Here is a 26,341-nt window from a genome sequence, read left to right on the forward strand (position 1 = left end):
GTCACAAATGCATCTTTAGGCTAAGAAGGCAGCCTGAGATTGTGATTCAGCGACGAAATGGCCCGAAAAGCGCAGAAACCAGCGAAGCGACCGGTCCGGAAGCGGACGGACACAGGCAGCAAGTCCGCGCCAAAGCGCCGCAACATGCGTGCGGCCGACCGCGAGCGTGCAATCGTGGACGAGGCGATCCGCTTCTTCGCCGAGCATGGCTTCGAGGGCCAGACCCGCGAACTCGCCAAACGCATGGGCATCACGCATTCGGCGATCTATCGCCACTTCCCGAGCAAGGAGGCGCTGATCGAGCGGGTCTACCAGGAGGTCTATCTCAGCCGCTGGTCGCCCGATTGGGGGCCGATGATCCGCGACCGCTCGCTGTCGCTGGAGGCGCGGCTGACGCGCTTCTACCTCGATTATGTCGAGCGCGTGTTCGAGTACAATTGGGTCCGGATCTTCGTCTTCTCCGGCATGAAGTCGTTCGGCATCACCGGCCGTTATCTCGACATTGTCCGCCGCGAGATCATCGAGCCCGCGGCGGCCGAGCTGCGCCACGACCTGAAGCTGCCCGATGCAAAAGCCCATCCGCTCAGCGAACGCGAGACCGAGCTGTTCTGGGGCCTGCACGGCCGCATTTTCTATCTCGCCATCCGCAAGTTCATTTACGAGACGCCGATCCCGCCCGATCTCGACGCGATCGTCCGCGACGCCGTCCAGACCTTTATGGACGGCGCGAAGATGACGATGCCGAAGCTGCTGGTGAGCGGCTAGTTACTTCGCAAGGCTTGGCAGATCGAGGCCCTTGTCACGGGCACAATCGATCGCAGTCTCATAGCCCGCATCGGCGTGGCGCATGACGCCGCTGGCGGGATCATTCCACAGCACACGCTCAATGCGCTTCGCGGCTTCCGGCGTGCCGTCGGCGACGATCACCATGCCCGCATGCTGCGAGTAGCCGATGCCGACGCCGCCGCCGTGATGCAGCGAGACCCAGGTCGCGCCGCTGGCGCAATTGAGCAGCGCGTTGAGCAAAGGCCAGTCGGACACCGCGTCCGAACCGTCCTTCATCGCCTCAGTCTCGCGGTTGGGGCTTGCCACCGAGCCGCTGTCGAGATGATCGCGACCGATCACGATCGGCGCCTTCAATTCGCCGCGTGCCACCATCTCGTTGAAGGCAAGGCCCAGGCGATCTCGGTCGCCGAGGCCGACCCAGCAGATCCGCGCCGGCAGGCCCTGGAACTTGATGCGTTCCCTGGCCATGTCGAGCCAGTTGTGCAGATGCTTGTCGTTGGGCATCAGCTCCTTGACCTTGGCGTCGGTCTTGAAGATGTCCTCGGGATCTCCCGAGAGCGCAGCCCAGCGGAACGGCCCGACGCCGCGGCAGAACAAGGGGCGGATATAGGCGGGCACGAAGCCCGGGAAATCGAAGGCGTTCTTCAGGCCCATGTCCTGCGCCATCTGGCGAATGTTGTTGCCGTAGTCGAGCGTCGGAATGCCTTGCGCATGGAAATCCAGCATAGCCTGGACGTGCTCGACCATCGACGTTTTTGAGGCGCGCTCCACCGCCTTCGGATCGGACGCACGCTTGGCTTCCCAATCGGCGAGCGTCCAGCCCTTTGGCAAGTACCCGTTGATCGGATCATGCGCGCTGGTCTGGTCGGTGACGATGTCGGGCTTGACGCCGCGGCGCACCAGCTCCGGGAAAATCTCCGCGGCGTTGCCGAGCAGGCCGACCGATATCGCCTGCTTCGTCTTTGCGGCCTCTTCCATGATCCCGAGCGCTTCATCGAGCGTTGCGGCCTGTCGATCGAGATAGCCGGTGCGCAGCCGCATCTCGATGCGGCTCGGCTGGCATTCGACCGCAAGCATCGAGGCGCCGGCCATGGTCGCGGCCAACGGCTGCGCGCCGCCCATACCACCGAGACCGGCGGTGAGAATCCATTTGCCCGCGAGGCTGCCGCCGTAGTGGCGACGGCCGACCTCGACGAACGTCTCGTAAGTGCCCTGCACGATGCCCTGGCTGCCGATATAGATCCAGGAGCCGGCCGTCATCTGGCCGTACATCATCAGGCCCTTGCGATCGAGCTCGTTGAAATGATCGAGCGTCGCCCAATGCGGCACGATGTTGGAGTTCGCGATAAGGACACGCGGCGCGTCGGCGTGGGTGCGGAAGACACCGACCGGCTTGCCGGACTGGACCAGCAGCGTCTCGTCATTTTCGAGCTTGCGCAAGGCCGCCGTGATGCGGTCAAAGCTCTCCCAGTCGCGCGCGGCGCGGCCAATGCCGCCATAGACGACGAGCTCGCTCGGACGCTCCGCAACATCAGGATCGAGATTGTTCATCAGCATGCGCAGGGGCGCTTCCGTCAGCCAGCTCTTGGCGCTGATGTCGCTGCCGCGGGGGGCGCGGATGGTGCGGTCATTGTCCAGTCGGCGGTTCATGCGGAGCACCTCTTTAGTCAAGTCTCGGGAACGGATCGGTTGGAAGCGCCGCAATCGCCACGGCCGGTAGCGCATCGGCTTCGATCAGCGCAGCCGCCTTGGCGAGATCGCCGGCCATGTAGCGGTCGGCGGCGAGTGCGGGCACAAGCTCGCGAAGCGCGGCGATAACGGCTGCGAGTGGGGCACTGGTCGCATGCGGCGCGCGCAGCGTGATTCCCTGCGCGGCGACCAGGAGCTCGATGCCGAGGATGGCGGCGAGATTATCGGCCATGTCGGACAAGCGACGCGCGGCGTGCGCGGCCATCGAGACATGGTCTTCCTGGTTGGCGCTGGTCGGGGTCGAATCGATCGAGCAGGCAGCCGCACGCTGCTTGTTCTCGGCGTAGAGCGCGGCGGCCGTGACCTCCGCGATCATGAAGCCGGAATTGATGCCGGGATCGGGCGTCAGAAACGGCGGCAGACCGAAATTGAGCGCGGGATCGACCAGCGTCGCGATACGGCGTTCGCTGATCGCGCCGATTTCCGACAGCGCCAGCGCGATTGTATCGGCGGCAAAGGCCACCGGCTCGGCGTGGAAATTGCCGCCCGAGACGATCTCACCTGTCTCGACCAGGACGAGCGGATTGTCGGTAACGGCATTGGCTTCGACGATCAGCGCCCGTGCGGCCTGCGTGATCAGGTCGAGCGCAGCGCCCGCGACCTGCGGCTGGCAACGCAGGCAATAGGGATCCTGCACGCGCTCGTCACCTTCGAGATGCGACAACCTGATATCGCTGCCGTCGAGCAACGCGGTCAACGTCGCGGCGGCAGCGATCTGTCCTGCGTGACCGCGCAACGCCTGAATCTCGGGGCGGAACGGCACCGTCGAGGCCATTGCCGCATCGACCGACAGCGCGCCGGTGACGAGCGCGGCGCGAGCCAGGCGAAACGCGCGAAGCGCGCCGGAGATTGCGTAGGCGGCCGAGAACTGCGTGCCGTTGATCAACGCGAGCCCCTCCTTGGGGCCCAGCGTCAGCGGCGCAAGTCCGGCGACGGCGAGTGCCTCACGGCCGGAGACAGTCTTGCCATCGACGATCGCCTGCCCCTCGCCGATCATCACCGCCGTCATGTGCGCGAGCGGCGCAAGATCGCCGGAGGCGCCGACCGAGCCCTGCTGCGGCACCAGCGGATAGACGTCCCGCGCCAACATGGCCTGCAATTGCTCGATCACCTCGCGACGCACGCCGGAGGCGCCGCGGCCGAGCGAGACGATCTTCAGCGCCATCATCAGCCGGACGATCGGCTCCGGCGTGGCCGGGCCGACGCCGCAGCAATGCGAGACGATGAGATTGCGCTGGAGCAGCGCGGTCTGGTCGGGCGGAATGCGCTTCGAGGCCAGCTTTCCAAACCCGGTATTGATGCCGTAGACCGGCGCGGGGGCGTGTGCTGCCTTTGCGACGATCTCCGCGGCTGCCTCGACGCGCGGCCAGAATGACGGATCGAGTACGACGGATTGTCCCTTGAGCACGCGCGCGACATCATCGAGGCTGACAGCTCCCGGATTGACGACGATCGCCGCGCCCTGCTTCGTCACTGTCCCCTCCACACCCGGCGATACAGCGGATTGATGCCGATGCGGTAGACGAGCTCGGCGGGCCGCTCGATGTCCCAGATCGCGAGATCGCACCACTTCCCAGCTTCCAGCGTGCCGGTTTCATTGAGCACGCCGAGCGCCCGCGCGCCTTCACGGGTGACACCAGCGAGGCATTCGGCCACCGTCATCCGGAACAGCGTCGCGCCCATGTTCATCGTGAGCAGGAGCGATGTCAGCGGCGAGCTGCCGGGATTGCAGTCGGTCGCGAGCGCCAAATGGACGCCGTGCCTGCGGAACGCCTCGACCGGCGGCTTCTGCGTCTCGCGAATGAAATAGAAGGCGCCGGGCAGCAGCACGGCGACAGTTCCGGCCTTCGCCATTGCGGCGGCGCCGGCCTCGTCGGTGTGCTCGAGATGATCGGCGGAGAGCGCGGAGAATTTTGCGGCGAGCGCAGCGCCGCCGAGGTTCGACAGCTGGTCGGCATGGAGCTTGACCGGCAGCCCAAGCCCCCTCGCCGTCTCGAACACCCGCGCGGTCTGCTCGGCCGAGAACGCGATACCTTCCATGAAGGCATCGACGGCATCGGCAAGACCGGCCCTTGCCACAGCCGGCAGCATCTCATGACACACGAGATCGATGTAGCGATCCTTGTCACCGCCGGCGTCTACAGGCAGCGCATGCGCCCCGAGAAAGGAGGTGCGGATCGCAACCGGCCGCTGACGGCCGAGGATGCGCGCCGCTGAGAGCTGCCGCATCTCGGTCTCGACATCGAGGCCGTAACCGGATTTGATCTCGATGGTGGTGGCGCCCTCGCCAATCAGCGCATCGAGCCGCGGCAGCGCGCTTGCAACGAGCTCGGCCTCGCTCGCCTTGCGCGTCGCGGCGACTGTCGAGACAATGCCGCCGCCGGCGCGCGCGATTTCCTCGTAGCTTGCGCCCTTCAGGCGCAGCTCGAATTCATGCGCGCGGTTGCCGCCGTAGACGAGATGGGTATGGCAATCGACGAGGCCGGGCGTGATCCAGCGCCCCTCACAGTCGATCCGCTTGATCGCGTCCGCATCACCGGGGAAATCCGCCGCTGCGCCCGCATAGACGATATGGCCGCCGCGCGTGGCGATCACGCCGTGCTCGATCTCGCCGAGATCGGGACGGTCGGCCCGCATCGTGGCGAGCCGGGCGTTGTGCCAGATCCGGTCGAAGCGCTCTGCCATGCAATGGTCCCTTCGTGGGATGCTTGACTTATATGTCTAGACATATAATCGTGGGGCGGTTCTGTCCAGCCGGCGTGTAATCATGACCCGACTGCATTTCGCCTCCGCGCTCCTGCCTTCGGGCTGGGCCAATGACGTGCAGATGGTGATCACCGCCGGCGCGATCGCCGAGGTGACGCCGGGCGTGTCGCCGGCCGCCGGCGACGAGCGTCACGGAATTGCGCTTCCGGGGTTGGCGAGCCTGCACAGCCACGCATTCCAGCGCGGCATGGCGGGGCTGGCCGAGCTGCGCGGCGATAGCACCGATACGTTCTGGACCTGGCGCGAAACGATGTATCGCTTCGCGCTGGCGATGACGCCGGACGATGTCGCCGCCGTTGCGACGCTGCTTTATGTCGAGATGCTGGAACAGGGCTTTACCCGCGTCGGCGAATTCCACTACCTCCACCACGATCGCGACGGCTCTCCTTATGCCGACCTCGCGGAAATGGCTGCGCGCATTGCACAAGCCGCCGAAGCTTCCGGCATTGCGCTGACGCTGCTGTCGAGTTTTTATGCGCATGGCTCCTTCGGCGGCGCCGCACCGCATGCCGGACAACGCCGCTTCATCTGTTCGGTCGATCAGTTCGCCGCGCTGATGGCTGCATCGCGCAAGGCGATCGCAAGCTTACCGGGCGCCAATATCGGCATCGCGCCGCACAGCCTGCGCGCGGTGACGCCGGGCGAGCTCGCGGCGATCATTCCACTTGCGGATGGCGGGCCGGTGCATATTCATGCCGCCGAGCAAGTGAAGGAAGTCGAGGATTGCCTGGCCTGGTCGGGACGACGGCCGGTGCAATGGCTGCTGGAGAGCGCGCCGCTCGATCAACGCTGGTGCCTCATCCACGCGACCCATACGACGGATGAGGAAGTTGCCGCATTCGCCAGGACTGGTGCGGTGGCGGGTCTTTGCCCCATCACGGAAGCGAGTCTCGGCGACGGCATCTTTCCGGCGCGCGAATTCGTCGAGGCCGGCGGCGTGTTCGGTGTGGGCACCGACTCCAACGTGCTGGTCGGCGCAGCCGACGAGCTGCGCCAGCTCGAATATGGCCAGCGTCTCAAGCATCGCGAGCGCAACGTGCTCTCCGGCGGTGCAGGCCGCTCGACGGGACGTGCGCTGTTCGATCATACGCTCGCCGGCGGTGCATGCGCGCTGGCACAAACGACGGTTGGCCTCGGGCCCGGCGCACGCGCCGACATCGTCACGCTCGACACCGCACATCCGTCGCTCGCGGGACGTTTGCGCGACGCCGCCATCGACGGTTGGATTTTTGCCGGAGGGACCGGTGCGATCGATTGCGTCTGGGCTGGCGGCCACAAGGTCGTCGAAGGCGGACGACACAGACTGCGACAGACCGCGCGCGAACGCTTCAACGCGGCGGTGCGGAGGCTCGTCGCATGAGCCTGGCCACCGATGCCGCCGACCAGCCGACGCTCTACAAGCGCATCCGCGCCGACATCGAGAAGCGCATCCTGACCGGCGAGTGGCCGCCCGGGCATCGGATCCCGTTCGAGCACGAATTGGTCGCACGTTACGGCTGCTCGCGCATGACGGTGAACAAGGCGCTGTCGGAGCTCGCGCAGGCAGACCTGATCGAACGGCGGCGGCGCGCCGGCTCGTTCGTACGCCGGCCGCAGCATCTGTCGGCGGTGCTGAAGATCGCAGACATTCGCGCCGAGATCACCGCGCTTGGCCGCGGCTACGGCTACGAGCTGATCGGACGCAAGCTGCGCGCGGCGACCGCCGCCGACCGCGAGCGTCTTGGCGTCAAGAAGGCCGGAAAGGTGGTTGCGATCACCTGCCGGCACAGCGCCGACAAGGTGCCGTTTGCCGTCGAGGACAGACTGATCGATCTGTCGTCCGTGCCGGATGCCGCGACCGCGGATTTCTCGCGCGAGCCGCCCGGCTCGTGGCTGCTTCATCATGTCCCATGGACGGAAGCCGAGCATACGATCAGCGCCATCGTCGCGGACGATCGCACGGCGGAAGCGCTCGACATCGCCGTCGGCGCTCCTTGTCTCGTGATCGACCGCTATACCTGGCGCAGCGCGCGCACCATCACCGCAGTGCGCCTGCTCTATCCCGGTGACTCTCACCGCCTTGTCGCCCGATTCAAGGGAGGCTGAGAGAACGATGTCGGCACAAATCGTGCAACGCTTCGGGCAACGGTCCATATGGGCCGGCAATGATCAACAGGACGTCAAACCATCGATCGGCAAGAGGACGACAATCATGCGTACTTCAAAGGTATTTGCGACAATCATTGCACTTGCGGCCTCCACTCCCGTGCTCGCGGACGACGTCAAGGTCGGCGTCGGCATCTCCGGCTGGACCGGCTTCGCGCCGCTCACGCTGGCGAAGGAGGCCGGCATCTTCAAGAAGAACGGTCTTGACGTGACGATCAAGAAGATCCCGCAGAAGGACCGCCACCTCGCGATCGCCTCCGGCGACGTCCAGTGCGCGGCCACGACGGTCGAGACCTGGATCTCCTGGAACGCCAATGGCGTTGCGACCAAGCAGATCTTCCAGCTCGATAAGAGCTATGGTGCTGACGGCATGGCCGTGCGCAACGATCTCGCGTCGATCAAGGACCTCAAGGGCAAGACCGTCGCGGCTTCCGCGCCCGGCACCTCGCCCTATTTCGCGCTGGCCTGGATGCTGAAGAAGAACGGGCTCTCGGTGAAGGACGTCACCGTCGTGAACCTCGAGCCTGCGGCGGCCGCGCAGGCCTTCGTCTCCGGCCAGAACGACGCCGCGATGACCTACGAGCCGTATCTGTCGACGGTTCGCGCCGCGCCCGACAAGGGCAAGATCATCGCGACCACGCTCGACTATCCGATGGTCATGGACACGTTTGGCTGCACGCCGAAGTTCCTCACCGAGAACCCGAAGGCTGCCAAGGCGCTCGCCGATAGTTATTTCGAGGCGCTCGAGATGATCGCCAAGGATCAGGCCAAGGCCTATGAGATTATGGGTGCCGATGTGAAACAGACCGGCGAGGCGTTCGGCAACTCGGCAAAATATCTGCGCTGGCAGGACAAGGCCGCGAACCAGAAGTTCTTTGCCGGCGATTTCCTGGCCTTCAACAAGGAGGCCGCCGACCTCCTGCTCGAGATCGGCATCATCAAGGCCGCGCCGAAGGTCGAGGACCTCTTCGACGCGAGCTACATCAAGTAACTCTTTCAACAGCGACCGGCCCCGTCTCGCGGCGGGGCCGGCAAACTCGTTCACCACCCGGATAGATCGTTGATGCGTCCCCTGGATCCCGTGACATCGAAGCAGCGCGTGGCTTACGGCCTCGCGTTCTTCGTGCTGTTCGTCGCCCTCTGGTCGTGGGCAACGCTCGGCGGCCATGTGTCGAAGACCTTTCTCGCCAATCCGCTGACCATGATGCAGGAAGGCTATGACCTGCTCGCCAAGCAGGGCTTCCTGTTCGACATCGGTATGACGATCTGGCGCGTCGTCGGCGGCTTCGCGCTCGCTGCGATCATCGCGGTTCCGCTCGGCGTGTTGATGGGTGCCTACAAACCGGTCGAAGCGTTCCTCGAACCGTTCGTCTCCTTTGCTCGCTATTTGCCTGCCTCGGCCTTTATCCCGCTGCTGATCCTGTGGGCCGGCATCGGCGAATTGCAGAAGCTGCTCGTCATCTTCATCGGCTCGGTGTTCCAGATCATCCTGATGATCGCCGTAACCGTGGGCACCACGCGGCGCGATCTGGTCGAGGCGGCCTATACGCTCGGGGCCAGCGACCGCGGCATCATCCGGCGCGTGCTGCTGCCCTCCTCCGCACCCGAGATCGCGGAAATCCTGCGGCTGGTGCTGGGCTGGGCCTGGACCTACGTCATCGTCGCCGAGCTGATCGGCTCGTCCTCGGGCATCGGCCACATGATCACCGACAGCCAGGCGCTGCTCAACACCGGCCAGATCATCTTCGGCATCATCGTGATCGGACTGATCGGCCTCCTCTCGGACTTCATGTTCAAGGCGTTCAACGCCTGGCTGTTCCCGTGGAGGCTCGCATGACCACGCTGAAGATCGAACAGGTCTCGCGAACCTTCCCCGCGCGCCACGGCAACGCACCGACCAGGGCGCTGGAGCCGACCGACCTCACCATCGGCAACAACGACTTCGTCACCATCCTCGGCCCCTCCGGCTGCGGCAAGTCCACGCTTCTTCGCATCGTCGCCGGTCTCGACCGGCCGACCAGCGGGCGCGTCACGCTCGACGGGCGCGCGGTGACCGGCCCCGGTGCCGATCGCGGCATGGTATTCCAGTCCTACACGCTGTTTCCCTGGCTGAGCGTGCGCGAGAACATCGCCTTCGGCCTGCGCGAGCGCGGCGTGACGCAGGATGAGCGTAACAAGATCGCCGATGCCTTCATCCGTCAGGTCGGGCTGTCCGGCTTCGAGAACCACTGGCCGAAGCAGCTCTCCGGCGGCATGCAGCAGCGCACCGCGATTGCGCGTGCGCTCGCCAACGATCCAAAGATCCTGCTGCTCGACGAGCCCTTCGGCGCGCTCGACAACCAGACCCGCGCGTTGATGCAGGAAATGTTGCTCGGGATCTGGGAGCGCGACCAGAAGACCGTGCTGTTCGTCACCCACGACATCGAGGAAGCCATCTTCCTCGGCAGCCGCGTCATCGTGATGAGCGCGCGCCCCGGCCGCATCAAGGCCGAGATCAATGTGGACCTGCCGCATCCGCGCTCCTACAAGATCAAGACAACGCCCGAATTCGTCCAGTTGAAGGAACGGCTGGTCGAGGAGATCCGCACCGAGGCGCTGAAGGTTGCCGAACATGCCTGACACCAAGCCGCGTGCCGATGGGCAACGCGTTCTCGCCGACCTCAATGCGCTCCGTGCCATCGGCGCCTACAAGACCGGCGTGCACAAGCCGACCTTCTCCGAGCCGCACAAGCAGTCGCTCGACTGGCTCGTGCAGAAGCTGCCCGACGCGGGCCTTACCGCCGCGATCGACGGCATCGGCAACGTGTTCGGCACCAGCGCAAAGCCGGGGCCAAAGCTGCTGGCGGGATCGCATCTGGAAAGCCAGAACTACGCGGGCTGGCTCGATGGCCCACTCGGCGTCGTCTATGCGCTCGAAGCGGCCCGCGTGCTCAATGCCGATCCCTCGCTCGAGGGCGCGGTCGAAGTCGCCGCCTGGTGCGACGAGGAAGGACACTTTGGGCACTTTCTCGGCTCGCGCTCCTATGTCGGACAGGTGACCGAGGCCGACATCGATGCCGCCCGCGACCGCACCAGCGGCCGCACCATGCGCGACGCACTCGCCGACATGCGGCTCTCGGGCCGCGCGCGCGTCGCTGCCGAGCCTGGACACCACGTCGGATATCTGGAGGCGCATATCGAGCAGGGTGACACGCTCGAAAGCGGCAAGCTCGCGATCGGCGTGGTGACCTCCATCGTCGGCATCTGGCAGTACCAGATCAATTTCGTCGGCGAGCAGAACCATGCCGGCACCACCCGCATGGCGGCGCGGAAGGATGCCGGCCTCGCGCTGGCCAAATTCTGCGTCGCGATCGACGAGCGGTTCCCAGGGGCCTGCGGCCCGCGCACGGTCTGGACCACCGGCCGCATCACGCTCGATCCCGGCGCGCCGAGCATCATCCCGGGCAAGGCCGAATTGCTGTTCCAGATCCGCGACGACGATCCAACTGTGATCTCGCGGCTGGAGCAACTGCTGCGGAGCATGGCGGACGAGGCCACCGCGAAGGGCCCTTGCGCCGTCACCGTGGAGAAGCTGCGCACCGGTGCTCCCGCGATGATGAACCCCGGCATTCAGGACGCAATCGAGGCCGCGAGCAAGGCCCTGGCCGATGGACGATCCGTCCGTATGCCCAGCGGCGCCGGCCACGACGCGCAGATGCTTGCGACCGTCATGCCCGCGGGCATGCTGTTCGTGCCGTCGATCGGCGGCATCAGCCACCACTGGACCGAGAACACCGCCGACGCCGACATCGTCACGGGCGCGCAGGTCTTTGTCGACGCCTGCCGGCGGCTCCTGGGTGGTTAGAACGACGTGCCGCCGCCGAACCTGAACTCCTGGACGATGTCGTACTTGCCCTTCGTGATCGGCACGGCATAGTCGAAGCGCAGCGCTCAACCACACCCGCCTCTGGCATGCTGGATCGTCCGCCTTCGCGGGCGATGACAGCGCGTGCTGCGGACACACCTTCGCATCCTCGCGGCCCGACGGGCGGCCCCGACGGAGCGCTCACGAATATCGTCCCGAACGCCACACGCTTCGGAACCCAGGTTGACGTCGCGCCGTTCTTGAGCACAGTCTGCGACAATTCGAGCACGCCTCGGACATAAAGGCGCGGCAATCTCAGGGCTTGTCGATCGCCACGCCCCCTGCTTCCCCGGAGTTCCCATGCATTCTGCCGACCGGCCGGCAACGCGCCTCGCGACGCGGCTCGCCTTTCTCGTCGCGGGCTTCGGCATCGCGTGCTGGGCGCCGCTGGTGCCGTTCGCAAAGACGCGGCTCGGCGTCGATGACGGCGTTCTTGGATTGCTCCTGCTCAGCCTCGGCATCGGCTCGGTCGTCGCGATGCTTCTGACCGGGGTCATGAGCGCGCGCTACGGCAGCAAGCCGATCATTATTGCGGGCGGACTCGGTCTGGCGCTGGTGCTGCCCCTGCTGGCGATCGCAAGCTCGCCGGCAACGCTGGCGCTGGCCCTGTTCGCCTTCGGCGCCGCGCTCGGCTCGATCGACGTCGCCATGAACATCCACGCGGTCGAGGTGGAGCGCGACGCGGGCCGCCCGCTGATGTCCGGCTTCCACGCGCTGTTCAGCATCGGCGGCTTCGCGGGATCCGCCTTGATGACCGCGCTGCTCTCGCTGCAACTCGGCGCGCTCGCCTGCACGCTGATCTGCTCCGTGCTGATGCTGGTCGCGACGCTGGCGGCCTGGCCGCGCCTGCTTCGTTCGGTGCAGGTGCAGGACGGACCGCTCTTCGTGCTGCCGCATGGCTCCGTGCTCCTGCTGGCGCTGCTCGGCGCCATCACTTTCCTCGTCGAGGGCGCGATGCTCGATTGGGGCGCGCTGCTCGTCATAGGCGCCGGCCTCGTCTCGGAGGCGCAAGGCGGGATCGGCTACATCGTGTTCTCGATCGCGATGACCGCGGGGCGGCTCGGCGGCGACGCTGTCGTTGCACGCATCGGGGATCGCACGACATTGTTGTGGGGAAGCCTCATCGCCGTCGCGGGCTTTGTGGTGCTGCTCACGGCGCCCGTAGCGGCGGTCGCCATCGGCGGCTTCCTGCTGATCGGCCTCGGTGCATCGAACCTCGTGCCGGTGCTGTTCCGCCGGGCGGCCAGGCAGACTGTGATGCCCACGGGGCTCGCCGTCGCCGCCATCACGACCGCAGGCTACGCGGGCATCCTCATCGGCCCCGCCGGCGTCGGCTTCGTCGCTCGGCTTGGCGGATTGCCGACAGCGTTCTGGCTGCTGGCCGTACTGATGTGTCTCGTCGCGCTGTCGGCGCGCATTGTCACGGCGGAGGGCCGCCAGACATCGCGCGTCGAGGCCTGAGCGGCCTCACAAATTGCTCAGCCCGATCGACTTGATCACCGGCGCCAGGCTTGCCGTCGTCGTATCGACAATGCGCTGGAATTTCTCGGGGCTCGAATCGCTGTCCGGCTCGATGCCCTGCGCACGGTAGCTTGCCTGAAGCGCAGGATCGGCCATCGCGACGCGCGTTGCCTGCGCGATCCGGTCGATGATCGCATCGTCGGTGTGCCTGGGCGCAAAGATGCCGAACCACCCCTCATAGCGAAGATCGGGCATGCCGGATTCGACAGCGGTCGGAATCTCCGGCGCGCCGCTCAGCCGCTTGTCGCTGGTGACCGCCAGCAGCCTGACCTTCCCGGCCTCGGCCAGTTGCTTCAACTGGTCCGACATGACGCCAATGACAAGCGAGATCTGGCCACCGGCGAGGTCGTTGGTCGCCTGCGAAATGCCCCGATACGGAACGTGGACGATGTCCAGCGCGCCTGCCTGCTGCTTGAAGGATTCGCCAACCAGATGATTGCCGGTGCCGATGCCGGGCGTACCGTAGGACAGCTTTCCCGGATTGACCTTCGCGTAGGCGATCAGCTCACGCAGATCCGTGGCAGGCACCGACGGATGGATCGCGAAAACCAGCGCAGTGCTGATCAAGCGATAGATGGCGCGAAAATCGTCGACGGAATAGCCGGGATTTTTCGAGGTCAGGGGAATGATGACCTGCGTGCTGCCGTTGCCGAGCAGCAGCGAATAGCCATCGGGCTCCTCGCGCGCGACCGTCGCAGCCCCGATCGCGCCGCCCGCGCCGCCGATATATTCCACGAAGGTCGGCCCAAGCAGCGATGACATCTTGTCCACCCAGGGACGCCCGATCTGGTCCCCCGCTCCGCCGGCTCCATACGGAAGCACGAGGCGAATGGGACGAGACGGATAGTCGGCGGCTTGTCCGCTGCGCGGGATGGCCGCCAGCGCCGCTGCGCCCGATAGCGCATGGACGAATCGTCGCCGCGAGAAGGAAGCCATGTTCGAAATTCCGGAAGTCGGTGGTCACTGTCGAGGCGGGACCGGCTCCCGAACCATCCAATCTCAGCAATCTGCTACCGCCGTCAATGCGCCATCCGGATGAGAGCACCGGTGTCATCGCCTTGTCATGTCAGCATAACCCTTTACTTCCTAAGGGTTATTTCAGCGGACCGACCGACCCAAGCCATGCGCGCAGGGCTGCCAGCTCTGCCCACTGCTTTCGGCCAGTTTACTGTACGCCTCGTTCTGTTAGACCAAAAAGTAATACATTTTGACTCCCGTGGCGGGGGCAATGGCGCGTGCCAGATCGTACCGAAGACTCGGCCATTTCCTTTGGGCCATTCCGACTATTTCCGAAGTCCCGGCTCTTGGAGAAGGAGGGCTCGCCGCTTCACGTCGGCGGCCGCGCGCTCGATATTCTGATCTTCCTCGCCGAGCGCCCCGGCGAAGTCATCGACAAGAGAGAGCTGGTCAAGCGCATCTGGGCCGACGTCAATGTCGACGAGGGCAGCCTGCGCTTCCACGTCGCGGCACTGCGCAAGGCGCTGGGCGACACCGGCAAGTCGGCCCGTTATGTCGTCAATGTGCCCGGCCGCGGCTACTGCTTTGTCGCCTCGCTCGCTCAGGCGGCCCCGCCGGCCGGTCAGCCCGCCGTGAACATCTCACCTCCCCGCTCCCTTCCCTCGCCGCTCTCCAAAATGGTCGGACGTGAGGAGATCGTCGAGAAGATATCGAACGGGCTTTCGTTGCATCGCTTCATGACGGTGGTCGGCCCCGGCGGCATCGGCAAGACCGCCGTCGCCGTCACCGTCGGACATCGCAGATCGGCGGATTTCGCTGGGCGCGTATTCTTCGTCGACTTCGGTCCGCTGAGGGATGCCAGCCACATCGCGACCACCATCGCCTCCGCACTGGGACTGACCATCAGCGCGGAGGATCCGACGCCGGCCCTGCTGACATTTCTGAAGACCGGCCCAGCCTTGCTGATCTTCGACAGCTGCGAGCATGTGCTGGATGCGCTGGCACCGCTCGTCGAGCGCATCGTTCGCGACGCACCGCAGCTTCGCGTTCTCGCTACCAGCCGCGAGTCGTTCCGGAGCGACGGCGAACGGATTTTCCGCCTGTTCCCGCTGGATTGCCCGCCGGAGCGCGAGGACCTGGGTGTCGCCGAGGTCCTCGCTTACCCCGCGGCCCAGCTCTTCGTCGAGCGCATTGCGCAGAGCTCGGGTCCGTTCCAGCTCAGTGCGGAAGAAGCGCCGCTCGTCGCGAGCATTTGCCGGCGCCTCGACGGCATCGCGCTTGCGATCGAGCTCGCGGCGGGCCGTGTCAATGCGTACGGCATTGCCGGAACGGCGTCGCTGCTCGACAGCCGCTTCTCGTTGCAGTGGCGGGGTCGGCGCACCGCCGTGCCACGACACCAGACGCTCGCGGCAGCGCTCGACTGGAGCTACGATCTGCTACCTCCCGCCGAGAGTGCCACGCTGCGACGCCTGTCGGTCTTTGCCGGGCCCTTCGCGCCGGAGGCGGCTGCCGCGGTGGCCGCCGTCGACGGCCTTGGCGCGTCCGAAACGCTGGAGGCGATCGACAGCCTCGTCACCAAATCGCTGATCTCGCCATCCGGCTCGCGAACGCTGCGCTATCGCCTGCTCGACACCACACGCACCTATGCGCATGGAAAGCTAAACGAGCTCGGTGAGACCAGTCAGTTCGCGCGGCGCCATGCAGAGCATTTTCGCGACTTCTTCGAGCGCGCGGAGGCCGATACATCGACGCCGCTGCCGGAATGGCTGAGCATCTATGGCGCGGAGCTGGACAATGTGCGCGCCGCATTGAACTGGGCCTTCGGGCCCGACGGCGACGCCGCACTCGGGATCGCGCTGACGGCGGCTGCCGTCACGCTGTGGGTCCGCCTGTCCCTGTTCGCCGAATGCCGCGAGCGCGCCAAGACGGCGCTCACCGCGCTCGGCGACAGCGGCGGCGACGATCGCATTCGCATGCAACTCCTGTCGGCGCTCGGCTGGTCGCTGATGTATGGCGAGGGCCGCGCCCGCGAGGCGCGTCCGATCCTCGAGACGACCCTGGAGCTGGCTGACAGGCTCGACGACAAGGACTTCCGGCTGCGCGCGCTCTGGGGCTTGTGCATCGACCAGTTCAACAACGGACAGTTCGGCAGGGCCCGCGCGCTCGCCGACCGGTTTGCGAATGCAGCGGCGAACTCGTCGGACAGGACCGATCTCATGCTGGGCGACCGGCTGATGGCGGTGGCGCTGCATTATCTCGGCGATCAGAACGACGCGCGGCTGCGCATCGAGCGCGTGAACGCGTCGCTGCATGTGCTGGCGGAAAAGCCGAAGATCTTCCCGCTCGACCTCAGGATATCGACGCAATATTTCCGGGCCCGCATCCTGTGGCTTCAGGGCCTCGCCGATCAGGCTCAGGCGCTCGCCGCCCGAAACATCGAGGAAGGCCGTGCCAACGGCCACGCGCTGACTTTCTGCAGCGTGCTGGGGCAAGCCGCCTGCCCGATCGCCTTCTGGTCCGGCGATTTCGAAGCCGCGGAGCGCCACGGCGCCGAGCTGCTCGAACACACCGAGCGCCACGCCATCCGGCTGTGGGGCCTGTGGGCACGGGCCTTCAACGCGGCGGTCGTCGTAAGGCGTGGCGACGTCGCGACCGGCCTGCCGCTGCTGCGCGAAGAGCTCAATCGCGCCGGCGATGCGCGTTTCCTGCCGCGCTTTCTTCCGCTGCTCGGCGAGCTCGCCGCGTGTTCCGGCGAGGCCCACCAGATCGACCGTGGCCTCGACGTGATCGAGGACGTCCTGACCCGCTGCAACGACCGGCAGGAGCTGTGGTACCTGCCGGAACTGATCCGCATCAAGGGCGAATTATTGCTCAAGAGCCCGCGGCATGCGGGGGACGCCGAGGCGCGCTTTCGCGAGGCCATGGACATTGCCAGCCAGCAGGGCGCGCGATTCTGGGAGCTGCGCGGTGCGATCAGCCTCGCGCGGTTCATGATCGGAGCCGGCCAGAATGCCGAGGCCCTGGCAATTCTCGAACGTGCATGCGGGCCGTTCAGCGAGGGCGCCGGCATCGCCGATATCCGCAGCGCGCGCAATTTGATCGCGCAACTCCGGACTTGACGAGGCCGGCCGAAGGCCTTCGGCCTTCGTACCGCGCCGCTCGCTTCATCCTGCCCGCGGAATGAATCCGGGCACGCCGGTCTCGACCACTGTGTTGAACCGGACATTCGTCGTGATGTGATCCCGCATCTCCCGCATGGCGTCTTCAGGCAGCGTCGAAATATCGAAGTTCTCCTCGATACGCCGAGGATTGGTCGAGGTCGTCAGGAAAGCCGTGCCGCGCTGGACGGCCCAGGCCAGGGCGACTTGAGCCGGCGTCTTGTGCAGGCGTTCCGCGATGGCAGTGATCACGGGGTCAGCGAGGAGATTCGGCTTCATGGCGTGTCCCAGCGCGGCAAACGCCTGCAGGACAATTCCATGCTCCCGACAGAAGTCGAGCAGCTCCCATTCGGGCAGGTACGGATGCGATTCGACCTGCACCATGGCAGGCCTGATCCGCGCGACCTCGACGATCTCGCGCAGCTTCTCCAAGGTGATGTCCGACAAGCCGATCGACTTGCAGTGCCCCTCGTCGACGAGGCGCTCCAGCGCCCCCCATGTCTCCGCCAGCGTCACGCCTGAATCATAGATCACATGGCCGCTCGCATCCCTCGGGTCCTGCTCGTCGCCGGGTTGAAAGGCGAAGGGCGTATGGATGATGTAGCAGTCGATCTCGTCGAGTTGCAGCCGCCGGCGACTGGCGTCGAAGGCAGGCCTGACCCGCTCCGGCCGATGATTGGTGTTCCATAGCTTCGTCGTAACGAACAGGTCCTGGCGACGAAGCGTGCCCGCCCTGAACGCATCCTGTAGCGCGTCGCCGACGGCCGCTTCGTTGCGATAGCGCTCGGCACAATCGAGATGTCGAAATCCGGCCTCCAATGCAGCCCTGGTGGCCTGCCTGGTCACGTGCGGATCCGGAATGAGCGTGCCAAATCCGACTGCGGGAATCGTCACGGCCTCATGCGTGGGAATTCTCGTGTAACGAAGTGAATCGGAGGTCGTCATGGTGATACTCCTTGTTGACTGCTAGCCGCCCGATGCGGACGAAGCGATCGAGGTTGCGGACACAACGTCATTTCACGACTCTCCGGCGTTAGCCGGCGGGACGCGGCCTACGAAGAAAGAACACCAGCGGGATCACGACGAGCATGGCGAACATCAGGATCTCGAACTGATCAATGACCGCGACCGTGGCCGCCTGGCGCGTGACCATGCCGTTGAGGGCGGCAAGACCTGGCTTCCCGATCGGGCCCGTGACATTCGCCGCGACACGATAAGCCGTGAGATGCTTGGCGAGCGCGATATGCACGGCCTGGGTGTTAGCATAGAAGAACAGCTGGACCACCGCGATGCCGATGGTGCTGCCGTAAAGGCGCGACAGGTTGATCAGCGCACTGCCTTCAGGGCGAAGCTTCGGATCGAGCGTTCCGAACGCGGCCCTCACGAGCGCCGGCAACAACATGCCGAGACCGGCGCCCTGGAGGAAACCCGCTTCGACGACCGGCCGCCAATCCATCGCCGGCGAATAGCCGAGCATCAGCCAGTTGGCATAGACCACCAGCGCCATGCCCCCCATGAGGAACGGCCGGTAATCGACCTGCCCCGGAACCAGGCTGGTCAGCACCAGCGCTCCCACCAGCGCCACGCCGCGCGGAATGCTCATGTAGCCGGTGGTGTCGACTGGGTAGTTGAGCAACTCCTCCAGCATCGGGGACGTCAACGCCAATGTCGGCAGCAGGACGAAGCCGAGCGCGAAGGAGATCACCGTCGAGAGAACGAGATTGCGATCCCTGAACAGCGCCGTGCGGAGAAAATGTTCCTTCTTCGTCAGAACGTGCACAATGAAGAGATAGAAGGCCAGGACCGAGGCGATCGCTTCGACCCAGATCTCCGTCGAGGCGAACCATTCGAGGCGCTCGCCGCGATCCAGAAGCATCTGCAGCCCGATCATGCCGGCGGAGAAGGTCGTCAGGCCGAAGACATCGAAGGGCTGGCTCCGCTCTGCCCGCTTCTCGCCCAGCGACAGGGCCATCGTCAGGGCGATGAAGGCCGTCATGGGCAGGCTGACATAGAAGATCGACGGCCAGCCGTAATATTCGCTGAGCCAGCCACCAAGAGCGGGACCGGTGCTGATGCCGAGCAGCGAGCAGACCGTCAATGCCAGGCCCATGCGCGCTTGCCGCGCCGCTGGCGTCGCCTCCAGCAGAATCGCCAATGAGAGCGGCGCAAGTGGTCCGCTCGCCGCGCCCTGGAGAATCCGCGCCAGCACGAACTGGATCGACGTCGTCGCGAGCGTGTCGAGGACAAGACCAAGCGTGAAGACGGCAAGGGCTGCCTGATAGACCGCCTTGCGGCCATAGCGTCCCGCGAGCCATTGCGTGACCGACATGGTCACGGCGCTTGCAGCGATATACGAGGAGAACACCCAGCCGACCTCGTCATTGGCCATCGAGAGCGTGGCCTGGATGTGCGGCAGCGCGGCGTTCGGGATCGAAATGTTGACGGCCTGCATGTAAGTCGCCATCAGGGCGGCCGCCGAGATTGCATGATGACCGCCGGTCGCGGTCGATGGGAGGGGCGTGCTCATTTGCCCTCCGTCGCAAGCGCAGGCTGGAGCAGATGCAACCAGTTGCGACGATGGCCGGTGTCGACCCGCGCCGTCACGCTGATGCCGGAGAACAGTGGCCGGGTCGAATCGGGATCGTCGAGTTCGAGGCGCACCGGCAGTCGCTGGACGACCTTGACCCAGTTTCCGGTCGCATTCTCCGGTGGCAGGATCGAGAAGTCCGACCCGGTGCCGGGACTCATGCTGACGATATGCGCCTTGAATTTTCGATCCGGATAGGCGTCGACGTCGATCGTCGCCTCCTGGCCCGGCCGCATGTGGATCAGGCCCGTCTCACGAAAATTCGCCTCGATCCAGACGTCCCGGCTCGACATCAGTGAGAACGTGGGCGCGCCTGCGTTGACGAAACCGCCGATCTGCAGATCGTCGACCTTGGTCACGATACCGTCGTCGGGCGCTCTCACCGTGGCGTAGGAGAGATCGAGCCGCGCGCGATCGAGCTGCGCCCTGGCCGCGCGGACTGTCGGATGGCGGTCGACGTCGATGTCGGGGTCGCCGTTGAGCGCGACGACCGTATTGGCGATCTGCTGTTCGATCGATGCCATCCGATGGCGCGCGACCTTGAGATCGGTCTCGGCCCGCTCGTAGACCGCACGCGGCGTGAAGTCGGAGGCGACCAGCATCCTCTTGCGGTCGAACTCGCGCTCGTCGAAAGAGGCCGAATCCTTCGCCGATTGCAGCTCCGCCTGCTGCTGGCGGTAGGTCGCCTTGAGGGAGTCGATCTGGAGCCGCGCGCTGCCGAGCCGGGCCTCGGCTTGATCGACGGCGATCTGGTAGGGCTCCGGATCAATTCGAAACAGGACCTGGCCCTGCCGAACGCGCTCATTGTCGCGCACGGCGATCTCGACCGCCTGGCCCGACACCCGCGCGTTGATGGTGACCTTCGCCGCGCGTACGAACGCATCGTCGGTCGAGACGTATTGTTCCCGCGCCAGATACATGAAGGCGCCGAACACGGCAGCCGCGGCCGGCACCGCGAGCATCAGGGGCCGGCGCAGCCGCCTGGCAAGATCCGCTCCGAACAACGGCGCAGCAGCCTCGCTCCCGCGGAAGCTGCGATCGCCCAGCCAGCCGGCGATTGGCGCAAAGTTCAAACCCATCGTCCTCGTCCCTATCTCATTTACTAACGTTCGTTACAAATATTGTACCCCGATGCGGCGATCAAGCCGCGCGGCCATTGATTTTTATAACGACCCATACAAATATATGTGTGGAACATGGCAACCAGGTTCGGACGACATGGCACGGAAAAAGAGCGAGACGGGGCCGGCGCGCCGGGGACGGCCGCCCGCCTACGACACTGAGACGGCCCTCAAGCGGGCCACGGAAACGTTCTGGAGGACGGGCTATTCCGGCACGTCCCTGGACAAGGTCGCGGCCGCGACCGGTATGAGTCCACCGAGCCTCTACGCGGTGTTCGGCAATAAGCACGCGCTCTATCTCGAGGCGTTGGCGCGCTATTGGGAGATCAGCCTCGCGGCAACGCGCGAGGCTCTCGCAGGGGACCATCCCCTGGACGAAGCGCTGATGCAGGCCTATGACGCGGCGCTGTCGATCTACTTTTCCGGCAAGGGATCAGCGCGCGGCTGCTTCGTGGTCGGTACCGCGGTGACCGAAGTCGCCGAGGATGCGGCGATCCGGAGCAGCGTTGCCACGGGACTGCGGACGATCGATGCCGATTTCGAGGCCCGCTTTCGCCTGGCGCAGGACAAGGGCGAGCTGGATCGCGAGGCCGATCCGGCTGCACTTGCGATCCTTGCCGCCGCCACGATGCAGACGATCGCCATCCGCGCCCGGGCCGGCGCACGCCGCGCCGATCTGAGGGAGATTGCCCGCAAGGCGGTGACCGTGATCTGCCGATGCCGGCCGGAGGCGCATTGAGCCGCGAGGAATTCTCGTGATCGTACGATGAGGGGAGTTCGCACATTTGCACTCCTCGTCAAAAGGCCCTCGGCGGCCGTACGCGACAATCCGCCTAGCCTCCCGCGGCAGCCGCGCGCCTTGGCAGCTTCCAGTCGGGCCGGATGAAGTGGCAGGTGTAGCCATCGGGATAGCGCTCGAGATAATCTTGGTGCTCCGGCTCGGCTTCCCAGAACTCCGCTGCGGGTGCAACCTCGGTCACCACCTTGCCGGGCCAGAGACCTGACGCCTCGACATCGGCGATGGTGTCTTCGGCGACTCTCTTCTGCTCGTCACTAGTATAGAAAATTGCCGAGCGGTAGCTCGTGCCCCGATCATTGCCCTGGCGATTGAGCGTGGTGGGATCGTGAATCTGGAAGAAGAACTCCAGCATGGTCCGGAAGCTCGTCTTGGCGGGATTGAAGATGATCTCGATCGCCTCGGCGTGGCCCTCGTGATTGCGATAGGTGGCGTTCTTCACATGCCCGCCAGTGTAACCGACACGGGTGGAGATCACCCCCGGTTGCCTGCGGATCAGAACCTGCATGCCCCAGAAGCAGCCTCCGGCCAAAACTGCGCGCTCTGTCGTCATCTGATGCTCCATTCGTTTCGTCGAGATACTCAGCGCTTGTCCGCTGCCGGATGCAAGCGCGGGTCATCATGGTCGTCGTGATATTCGAGGCCCAGCGGCCCGATGGCGGAGACCTGTGTGACGTATTCGCCGGACTTCGCCCAGTGAAAATGCCAGGTTTCACCGGGCAGCACGATGACGCTGCCCGGCGGATAGGCTTTCACCTGGTCGCCATCAAAACGCTCGCCGAGCCCGATGTAGAATACACCCGACATGACCGTGTAGATGCGATCTTCCGGATGCTTGTGCGGCATCAGTTTTGTGCCCCCGGGCACCTTCACCCGGACCACGTAAGGTCCGGGTTCGCTGGGATGGCCGACCATCACGGCCAGCCGCGCGCCCGGCGGGAACGCGGGGAACGGTTGCCATGCGATGTCCTCGGGCAAAATCGCCCGGAACCTGTCTTCATCCGGCTGATGCTGGCGAGGCAGATCTTGGCGAGGCAGATCTTGGCGAGGCAGATCTTGAAGAGACATGGCACCGCTCCCTGTGTTCAATCAGGTCAATTTGGCGTCGAGCGAGATCGCGGCGTTGAGCACCTTCGACACCGGACAGTTCTTCTCGGCCTCGCCGGCGATCTTGGCGAAACCTGCGTCGTCAAGGTTCGGCACCTTGGCGCGGAGGGTCAGTGCCGACTTGCTGATCTTGAAGCCCTTGCCTTCCGGCTCGAGCGTGATGGCGGCTTCCGTCGACAGCTCGTCCGGCGTGAAGCCGGCGAGCTGAAGGCCGAAGGCCAGCGCCATGGTAAAGCAACCGGCATGGGCCGCCGCGATCAACTCCTCGGGATTGGTGCCCTTCTCGCTCTCGAAGCGGGTCTTGAACGAATAGGGCGTCCCGGCGAGCACGCCGGATTCGCTCGACAGATGGCCGGTGCCGTCGCGACCGGTGCCCTTCCAGACTGCTGTTGCCTTGCGGATCATCTCAATTCTCCTTGCTGGTCTTCAGGTTGGTTTTTAGCACCGGCGCTCGGTAGCGGAGGAAAGCGACATTGGCACGACCGCCTGTCACCCCTCCAACCGGCCGAACGCCGCAGCGGTTCCGTTAACTCCCGATTTGTCCGACGTGGAAGCCGAGCCGGTTCTCGACGTCGCCGGCGCGGTGGAAACCGCGCGCCATCAGCGCCTTGATACGGGTCTGGCTGGCGGGACGGCCGAGCGCGGCCAGGAACGCGTCCCACTCCGGCTTGATCTCGTCATCCGGCGGCAGGCTCGCAACATCGACGAGACGCTTGGTCTCGGCGATGGCCTCCTTGTCGAACGACGCGATGCGCATGGCGAGCGCCTCGACGAAGCCGTCGAGCTCCGCATCCGGCAGCGAACGGTTCACGTAGCCGTAACGCTCGGCGAGATCGCCGTGGATGTCGTCGGCACCGAGCAAAACTTCGAGCGCACGGCCTCGGCCCATCAGCCGCGGCAACCGGGCCATCGGTCCGCCGCCGGGCACAAGTCCCGCGCCGACCTCCCATTGCGACAGGATCGCCTTCTCGCGGCTGGCAAAGCGCATGTCGCTCGCCAGCGCGAGCTCGCTGCCGACCCCGGTCGCACGGCCCCGGATCGAGGCGATGGAGACGACCGGCGCGCGGCTGAGGCGCACCAGCATGTCCGGCAGCGCCTGCAGGCCGGTCGGCCCCGGCGGAACGCCGAGAGAGTCCTCCAGCGGCGCCAGGAAGTCGTAATGCGTGATGAAGAAGCCTTCGACGGCGCTGTCGAATACGACGACCTTCACGTCAGGATCGGTCTCAATCGCGGTGATGATGTCGTTGAGCAGCGGAAGGTGCTTTGGGCCGAAGATGTTCACCGGCGGCATGTCGAAGGTGACGCGCCAGTATGTCGGCAGGCGACGCTCCAGGCGAATGTCCTCGGTGGTGAAGATCTGTACGGGGCGGCTCATTGTTGGCACTCCTGATATGTGTGTTCGGAAAAGGGACGCACGGCAGCGCGTGTCCCCTGCTCGGTTCAGATCGACTGGCGCAGCGGGCGGAACGCGGTGCGCATTTCCGCAGAGAACAGCGCGGGCTGCTCCCAGGCCGCGAAGTGGCCGCCCTTGTCGAGGCGGTTGTAGTGCATCAGCTTGGGATAGGCCTTCTCGGCCCAGCTGCGCGGCGCGGCATAGATCTCGTCAGGGAACACGCTGACGGCGACCGGGATCTTGATGTGCTTGGGCTCGAAGAACACCAGCTTGTTCTCCCAGTAGAGCCGCGCCGACGACACCGCGGTGTTCGTGAGCCAGTAGAGCGTGATGTTGTCGATCACGTCGTCCCGCGACAGGCCTTCGGTCTTGCCGTCGAACACCCGCGCAATCATCGCAGCACTGCGTGCGTCGTGATCAAGCATCCAGGATGCAAGACCGGCCGGCGAGTCCACGAGGCCATAGAGCGTCTGCGGCCGGTTCGACATCTCGATCGCGTAACCGAGGCCGTGCTTGTAGAAATCGTCGAGCTGGTCGTAGGCAATGCGCTCGTCGGCCGAGAGGTTTGACGGCCGTGTCCCACCGGGCTGAAGCGCTTTGGCGATGTCGTCGGGAACGGTGGCGGGCATGTTGGTGTGAATGCCGAGCAGTTCCGGCGGTGCGATCACCGCCATCTGCTCGGTGACGGCATTGCCCCAATCGCCGCCCTGCGCCACGTAGCGGTTGTAGCCGAGGCGCTTCATCAGCACGATCCAGGCGCGCGCGATGCGCTGGGGATCCCAGCCGAGCTCCGTCGGCTTGCCGGAGAAGCCGTGGCCCGGAAGCGAGGGGATCACCAGGTCGAATGCATCCGCAGCCTTAGCACCATGCGCGGTGGGGTCGGTGAGCGGGCCGACGATCTTCATCTGTTCGATGATCGAGCCCGGCCAGCCATGCGTGACGACCATCGGCAGCGCGTTCTCGTGGCGGGAGCGGATGTGAATGAAGTGGATGTCGATGCCGTCGACCTCGGTGACGAATTGCGGCAAGGCGTTCAGCCGCGCCTCCATCTTGCGCCAGTCGTAGTCGTTCTGCCAGTACCGCACGAGTTGCTGAAGCGTCGTGAGCTGCACGCCCTGCGATTGGTCGGCGACGATCTCGCGATCGGGCCAGCGTGTCGCTGCGAGGCGGCGGCGGAGGTCAAGTAGATCTTCCTCGGGCACGCTGACGCGGAACGGCCGGATGGCGCCGCTTGCGGCGGCCTTCGCCGGACGCAGCGGCAGCAGGCTCGCCACGCTGGCAGCGACCGCGGTCATTGCGGCCTGGCTCAGCAATTGACGGCGGTCGGGATTGAGAATCTCGGCTCGTGCTTGCGTTGTCATGTCGGATCTCCCTTGCTTTGGTCGGTGACGCCAACCGAATTCAAAATCGACGCGTCGGCTCGTCGTGAAGAGAGATTGGCGCAGGTCCTGGCAATTAGCTCGTTATCGGTTGTTAGGCTGCGTTAGCCGTTGCGAGTCCGCGGGGTGCAAGAGAGCGAGCGACGATGACGATGCGCGCGATGCAGAAGCGACACGGCGCGCGACGAGTTCAATCGGCGCGCGCCCTGTCTATGAATTCAGGAGATAGGTTCATTACAACTCAGGAGGGCAGCGGTTGACCGGCTTGCTCGCGGACGATGTAGTCGGCGTACCAGTCCGCCCAGTTCTCGTCGTGTCCGCCGATGCGCTTCTCGTGCTCACCATGCGCGACCGCGGCACGTCGCAGGGTTGCGGCCAGATCGGCCGTTGAGGCAAACGTCGTGCCGTCCCCCTCGATGCGTCCAGGCAGTCGCGTCGTAACCTCCTGGAACAGCCAGCCATTGCCGTCGGGATCGCTGAACGAGGCAAACGAGCTGTAGCTGCCGCGCTTCGGGTCAACACCGCTGACCCGGACGCTACCGAACAGATACGGCTCGTCCGGACCGGCGTGAACGTCGCCCGCACCATGGAATGGTGCGCTCACCGCGATGCCGCGGTCGAATAGATCCTGTCGCGCCGCCGCCAGATCGGAGACGATCAGGTACAGTCCGCGCGCCGAACCGGGCGCTGCCGGTGTGACGTTCTTGCCGAAGATCACAGAACAGGCCGAACCCGGTGGCGTGAACTGGATCACGCGCCATTCGTCACCTGAGGCAAAATCGGCGTCCAATCGCCAGCCGAGGCGCGTGTAGAACGCCTTGGCGCGGTCGACATCCGACACGGGGATGACGACGACCTCGAGCTTCAGGTCAACGCTACGCGATGTCGATGACGTGTTCAGAGACCTCGCCGCGGCGTCGCGGTCCATTTCGGTGGTGGCCATGTCGAACTCCCTGAGTTGAAATTGAAGCG

23 protein-coding genes and 1 pseudogene are annotated in these 26,341 nt (G+C 65.3%); 10 read left to right on the forward strand and 14 right to left on the reverse strand.

Annotated features, from left to right (window positions below; all coding sequences use genetic code 11):
• Positions 1-144: 144 nt before the first annotated feature.
• Positions 145-765, forward strand: a complete 621-nt coding sequence (locus tag ACKWRH_RS32620) for a TetR/AcrR family transcriptional regulator (protein WP_445216849.1) — start codon at positions 145-147, stop codon at positions 763-765.
• Here ACKWRH_RS32620 and hutU read toward each other — a convergent pair whose 3' ends face one another.
• The 3 genes from hutU to hutI are packed head-to-tail and all read right to left on the reverse strand — an operon-like array spanning position 766 to position 5,220.
• The gene (hutU, locus tag ACKWRH_RS32625; protein WP_445216850.1) at positions 766-2,436 is read right to left on the reverse strand and encodes a urocanate hydratase; all 1,671 of its coding nucleotides are present in this window, start codon (positions 2,434-2,436) and stop codon (positions 766-768) included.
• A 13-nt stretch (positions 2,437-2,449) separates the two neighbouring features.
• The gene (gene hutH, locus ACKWRH_RS32630; protein ID WP_445216851.1) at positions 2,450-4,009 is read right to left on the reverse strand and encodes a histidine ammonia-lyase; all 1,560 of its coding nucleotides are present in this window, start codon (positions 4,007-4,009) and stop codon (positions 2,450-2,452) included.
• The gene (hutI, locus tag ACKWRH_RS32635) at positions 4,006-5,220 is read right to left on the reverse strand and encodes an imidazolonepropionase (protein WP_445216852.1); all 1,215 of its coding nucleotides are present in this window, start codon (positions 5,218-5,220) and stop codon (positions 4,006-4,008) included. The genes hutH and hutI overlap by 4 nt, the downstream gene beginning before the upstream one ends.
• Before the next feature lie 82 nt (positions 5,221-5,302).
• Here hutI and ACKWRH_RS32640 point away from each other — a divergent pair, with 82 nt between their 5' ends.
• The 6 genes from ACKWRH_RS32640 to ACKWRH_RS32665 all read left to right on the forward strand — a co-directional run bounded on the left by ACKWRH_RS32640 (position 5,303) and on the right by ACKWRH_RS32665 (position 11,290).
• Positions 5,303-6,661, forward strand: a complete 1,359-nt coding sequence (locus tag ACKWRH_RS32640; protein WP_445216853.1) for a formimidoylglutamate deiminase — start codon at positions 5,303-5,305, stop codon at positions 6,659-6,661.
• Positions 6,658-7,386, forward strand: a complete 729-nt coding sequence (gene hutC, locus ACKWRH_RS32645) for a histidine utilization repressor (RefSeq protein ID WP_014493578.1) — start codon at positions 6,658-6,660, stop codon at positions 7,384-7,386. The genes ACKWRH_RS32640 and hutC overlap by 4 nt, the downstream gene beginning before the upstream one ends.
• Before the next feature lie 106 nt (positions 7,387-7,492).
• On the forward strand, positions 7,493-8,437 hold the full coding sequence (locus ACKWRH_RS32650; protein ID WP_445216854.1) for an ABC transporter substrate-binding protein: 945 nt from the start codon (positions 7,493-7,495) through the stop codon (positions 8,435-8,437).
• A 72-nt stretch (positions 8,438-8,509) separates the two neighbouring features.
• On the forward strand, positions 8,510-9,283 hold the full coding sequence (locus ACKWRH_RS32655) for an ABC transporter permease (protein ID WP_028156759.1): 774 nt from the start codon (positions 8,510-8,512) through the stop codon (positions 9,281-9,283).
• On the forward strand, positions 9,280-10,065 hold the full coding sequence (locus ACKWRH_RS32660) for an ABC transporter ATP-binding protein (protein WP_445216855.1): 786 nt from the start codon (positions 9,280-9,282) through the stop codon (positions 10,063-10,065). Before ACKWRH_RS32655 ends, ACKWRH_RS32660 begins: the two co-directional genes overlap by 4 nt.
• Positions 10,058-11,290: a Zn-dependent hydrolase gene (locus tag ACKWRH_RS32665; protein WP_445216856.1), complete on the forward strand. Its 1,233-nt coding sequence runs from the start codon at positions 10,058-10,060 to the stop codon at positions 11,288-11,290. Before ACKWRH_RS32660 ends, ACKWRH_RS32665 begins: the two co-directional genes overlap by 8 nt.
• Here the strand turns inward: ACKWRH_RS32665 and ACKWRH_RS32670 are convergent.
• A pseudogene (locus ACKWRH_RS32670) lies at positions 11,287-11,373 on the reverse strand (BamA/TamA family outer membrane protein); the annotation flags it as partial. The gene ACKWRH_RS32665 and the pseudogene ACKWRH_RS32670 overlap by 4 nt on opposite strands.
• Before the next feature lie 277 nt (positions 11,374-11,650).
• Between ACKWRH_RS32670 and ACKWRH_RS32675 the strand changes: the two are divergent.
• Positions 11,651-12,811, forward strand: a complete 1,161-nt coding sequence (locus ACKWRH_RS32675; RefSeq protein ID WP_445216857.1) for an MFS transporter — start codon at positions 11,651-11,653, stop codon at positions 12,809-12,811.
• Positions 12,812-12,817: 6 nt separating this feature from the next.
• On the opposite strand, the gene ACKWRH_RS32680 is transcribed toward ACKWRH_RS32675, so the two are convergent.
• Entirely contained in the window at positions 12,818-13,807 is a 990-nt protein-coding gene (locus tag ACKWRH_RS32680; RefSeq protein WP_445216858.1) for a Bug family tripartite tricarboxylate transporter substrate binding protein, read from the reverse strand.
• A 299-nt stretch (positions 13,808-14,106) separates the two neighbouring features.
• On the opposite strand from ACKWRH_RS32680, the gene ACKWRH_RS32685 reads away from it, so the two are divergent.
• Positions 14,107-16,947 (forward strand): ATP-binding protein, encoded by a 2,841-nt coding sequence (locus ACKWRH_RS32685; protein WP_445216859.1) that lies wholly within the window; start codon positions 14,107-14,109, stop codon positions 16,945-16,947.
• A gap of 45 nt (positions 16,948-16,992) precedes the next feature.
• Here ACKWRH_RS32685 and ACKWRH_RS32690 read toward each other — a convergent pair whose 3' ends face one another.
• The 3 genes from ACKWRH_RS32690 to ACKWRH_RS32700 form a co-directional block, all read right to left on the reverse strand.
• Positions 16,993-17,931, reverse strand: a complete 939-nt coding sequence (locus ACKWRH_RS32690) for an aldo/keto reductase (RefSeq protein WP_445216860.1) — start codon at positions 17,929-17,931, stop codon at positions 16,993-16,995.
• A gap of 88 nt (positions 17,932-18,019) precedes the next feature.
• Entirely contained in the window at positions 18,020-19,513 is a 1,494-nt protein-coding gene (locus ACKWRH_RS32695) for an MDR family MFS transporter (protein WP_445216861.1), read from the reverse strand.
• On the reverse strand, positions 19,510-20,652 hold the full coding sequence (locus ACKWRH_RS32700) for an HlyD family secretion protein (protein WP_445216862.1): 1,143 nt from the start codon (positions 20,650-20,652) through the stop codon (positions 19,510-19,512). The genes ACKWRH_RS32695 and ACKWRH_RS32700 overlap by 4 nt, the downstream gene beginning before the upstream one ends.
• A 139-nt stretch (positions 20,653-20,791) precedes the next feature.
• Between ACKWRH_RS32700 and ACKWRH_RS32705 the strand changes: the two genes are divergently transcribed.
• A complete protein-coding gene (locus ACKWRH_RS32705) occupies positions 20,792-21,433 on the forward strand; it encodes a TetR/AcrR family transcriptional regulator (RefSeq protein WP_445216863.1) in 642 nt (213 codons plus the stop codon).
• 94 nt (positions 21,434-21,527) lie between these two features.
• Here ACKWRH_RS32705 and msrA read toward each other — a convergent pair whose 3' ends face one another.
• From msrA to ACKWRH_RS32735, 6 genes are all read right to left on the reverse strand, one after another.
• Positions 21,528-22,043: a peptide-methionine (S)-S-oxide reductase MsrA gene (gene msrA / locus ACKWRH_RS32710; RefSeq protein ID WP_445216864.1), complete on the reverse strand. Its 516-nt coding sequence runs from the start codon at positions 22,041-22,043 to the stop codon at positions 21,528-21,530.
• A 29-nt stretch (positions 22,044-22,072) separates the two neighbouring features.
• Positions 22,073-22,558, reverse strand: coding sequence for a cupin domain-containing protein (locus ACKWRH_RS32715; RefSeq protein ID WP_445216865.1), 486 nt, complete (start codon positions 22,556-22,558; stop codon positions 22,073-22,075).
• Positions 22,559-22,579: 21 nt separating this feature from the next.
• Entirely contained in the window at positions 22,580-23,002 is a 423-nt protein-coding gene (locus ACKWRH_RS32720) for an OsmC family protein (RefSeq protein ID WP_445216866.1), read from the reverse strand.
• Between the two features lie 121 nt (positions 23,003-23,123).
• Entirely contained in the window at positions 23,124-23,972 is an 849-nt protein-coding gene (locus ACKWRH_RS32725) for an enoyl-CoA hydratase/isomerase family protein (RefSeq protein WP_445216867.1), read from the reverse strand.
• Between the two features lie 65 nt (positions 23,973-24,037).
• Positions 24,038-25,351, reverse strand: coding sequence for an epoxide hydrolase family protein (locus ACKWRH_RS32730; RefSeq protein WP_445216868.1), 1,314 nt, complete (start codon positions 25,349-25,351; stop codon positions 24,038-24,040).
• A 259-nt stretch (positions 25,352-25,610) separates the two neighbouring features.
• Complete coding sequence (locus tag ACKWRH_RS32735) at positions 25,611-26,312, reverse strand: VOC family protein (RefSeq protein WP_445216869.1); 702 nt, start codon at positions 26,310-26,312, stop codon at positions 25,611-25,613.
• Between the last annotated feature and the right edge of the window lie 29 nt (positions 26,313-26,341).

Source organism: Bradyrhizobium sp. Pa8 (assembly GCF_052588265.1).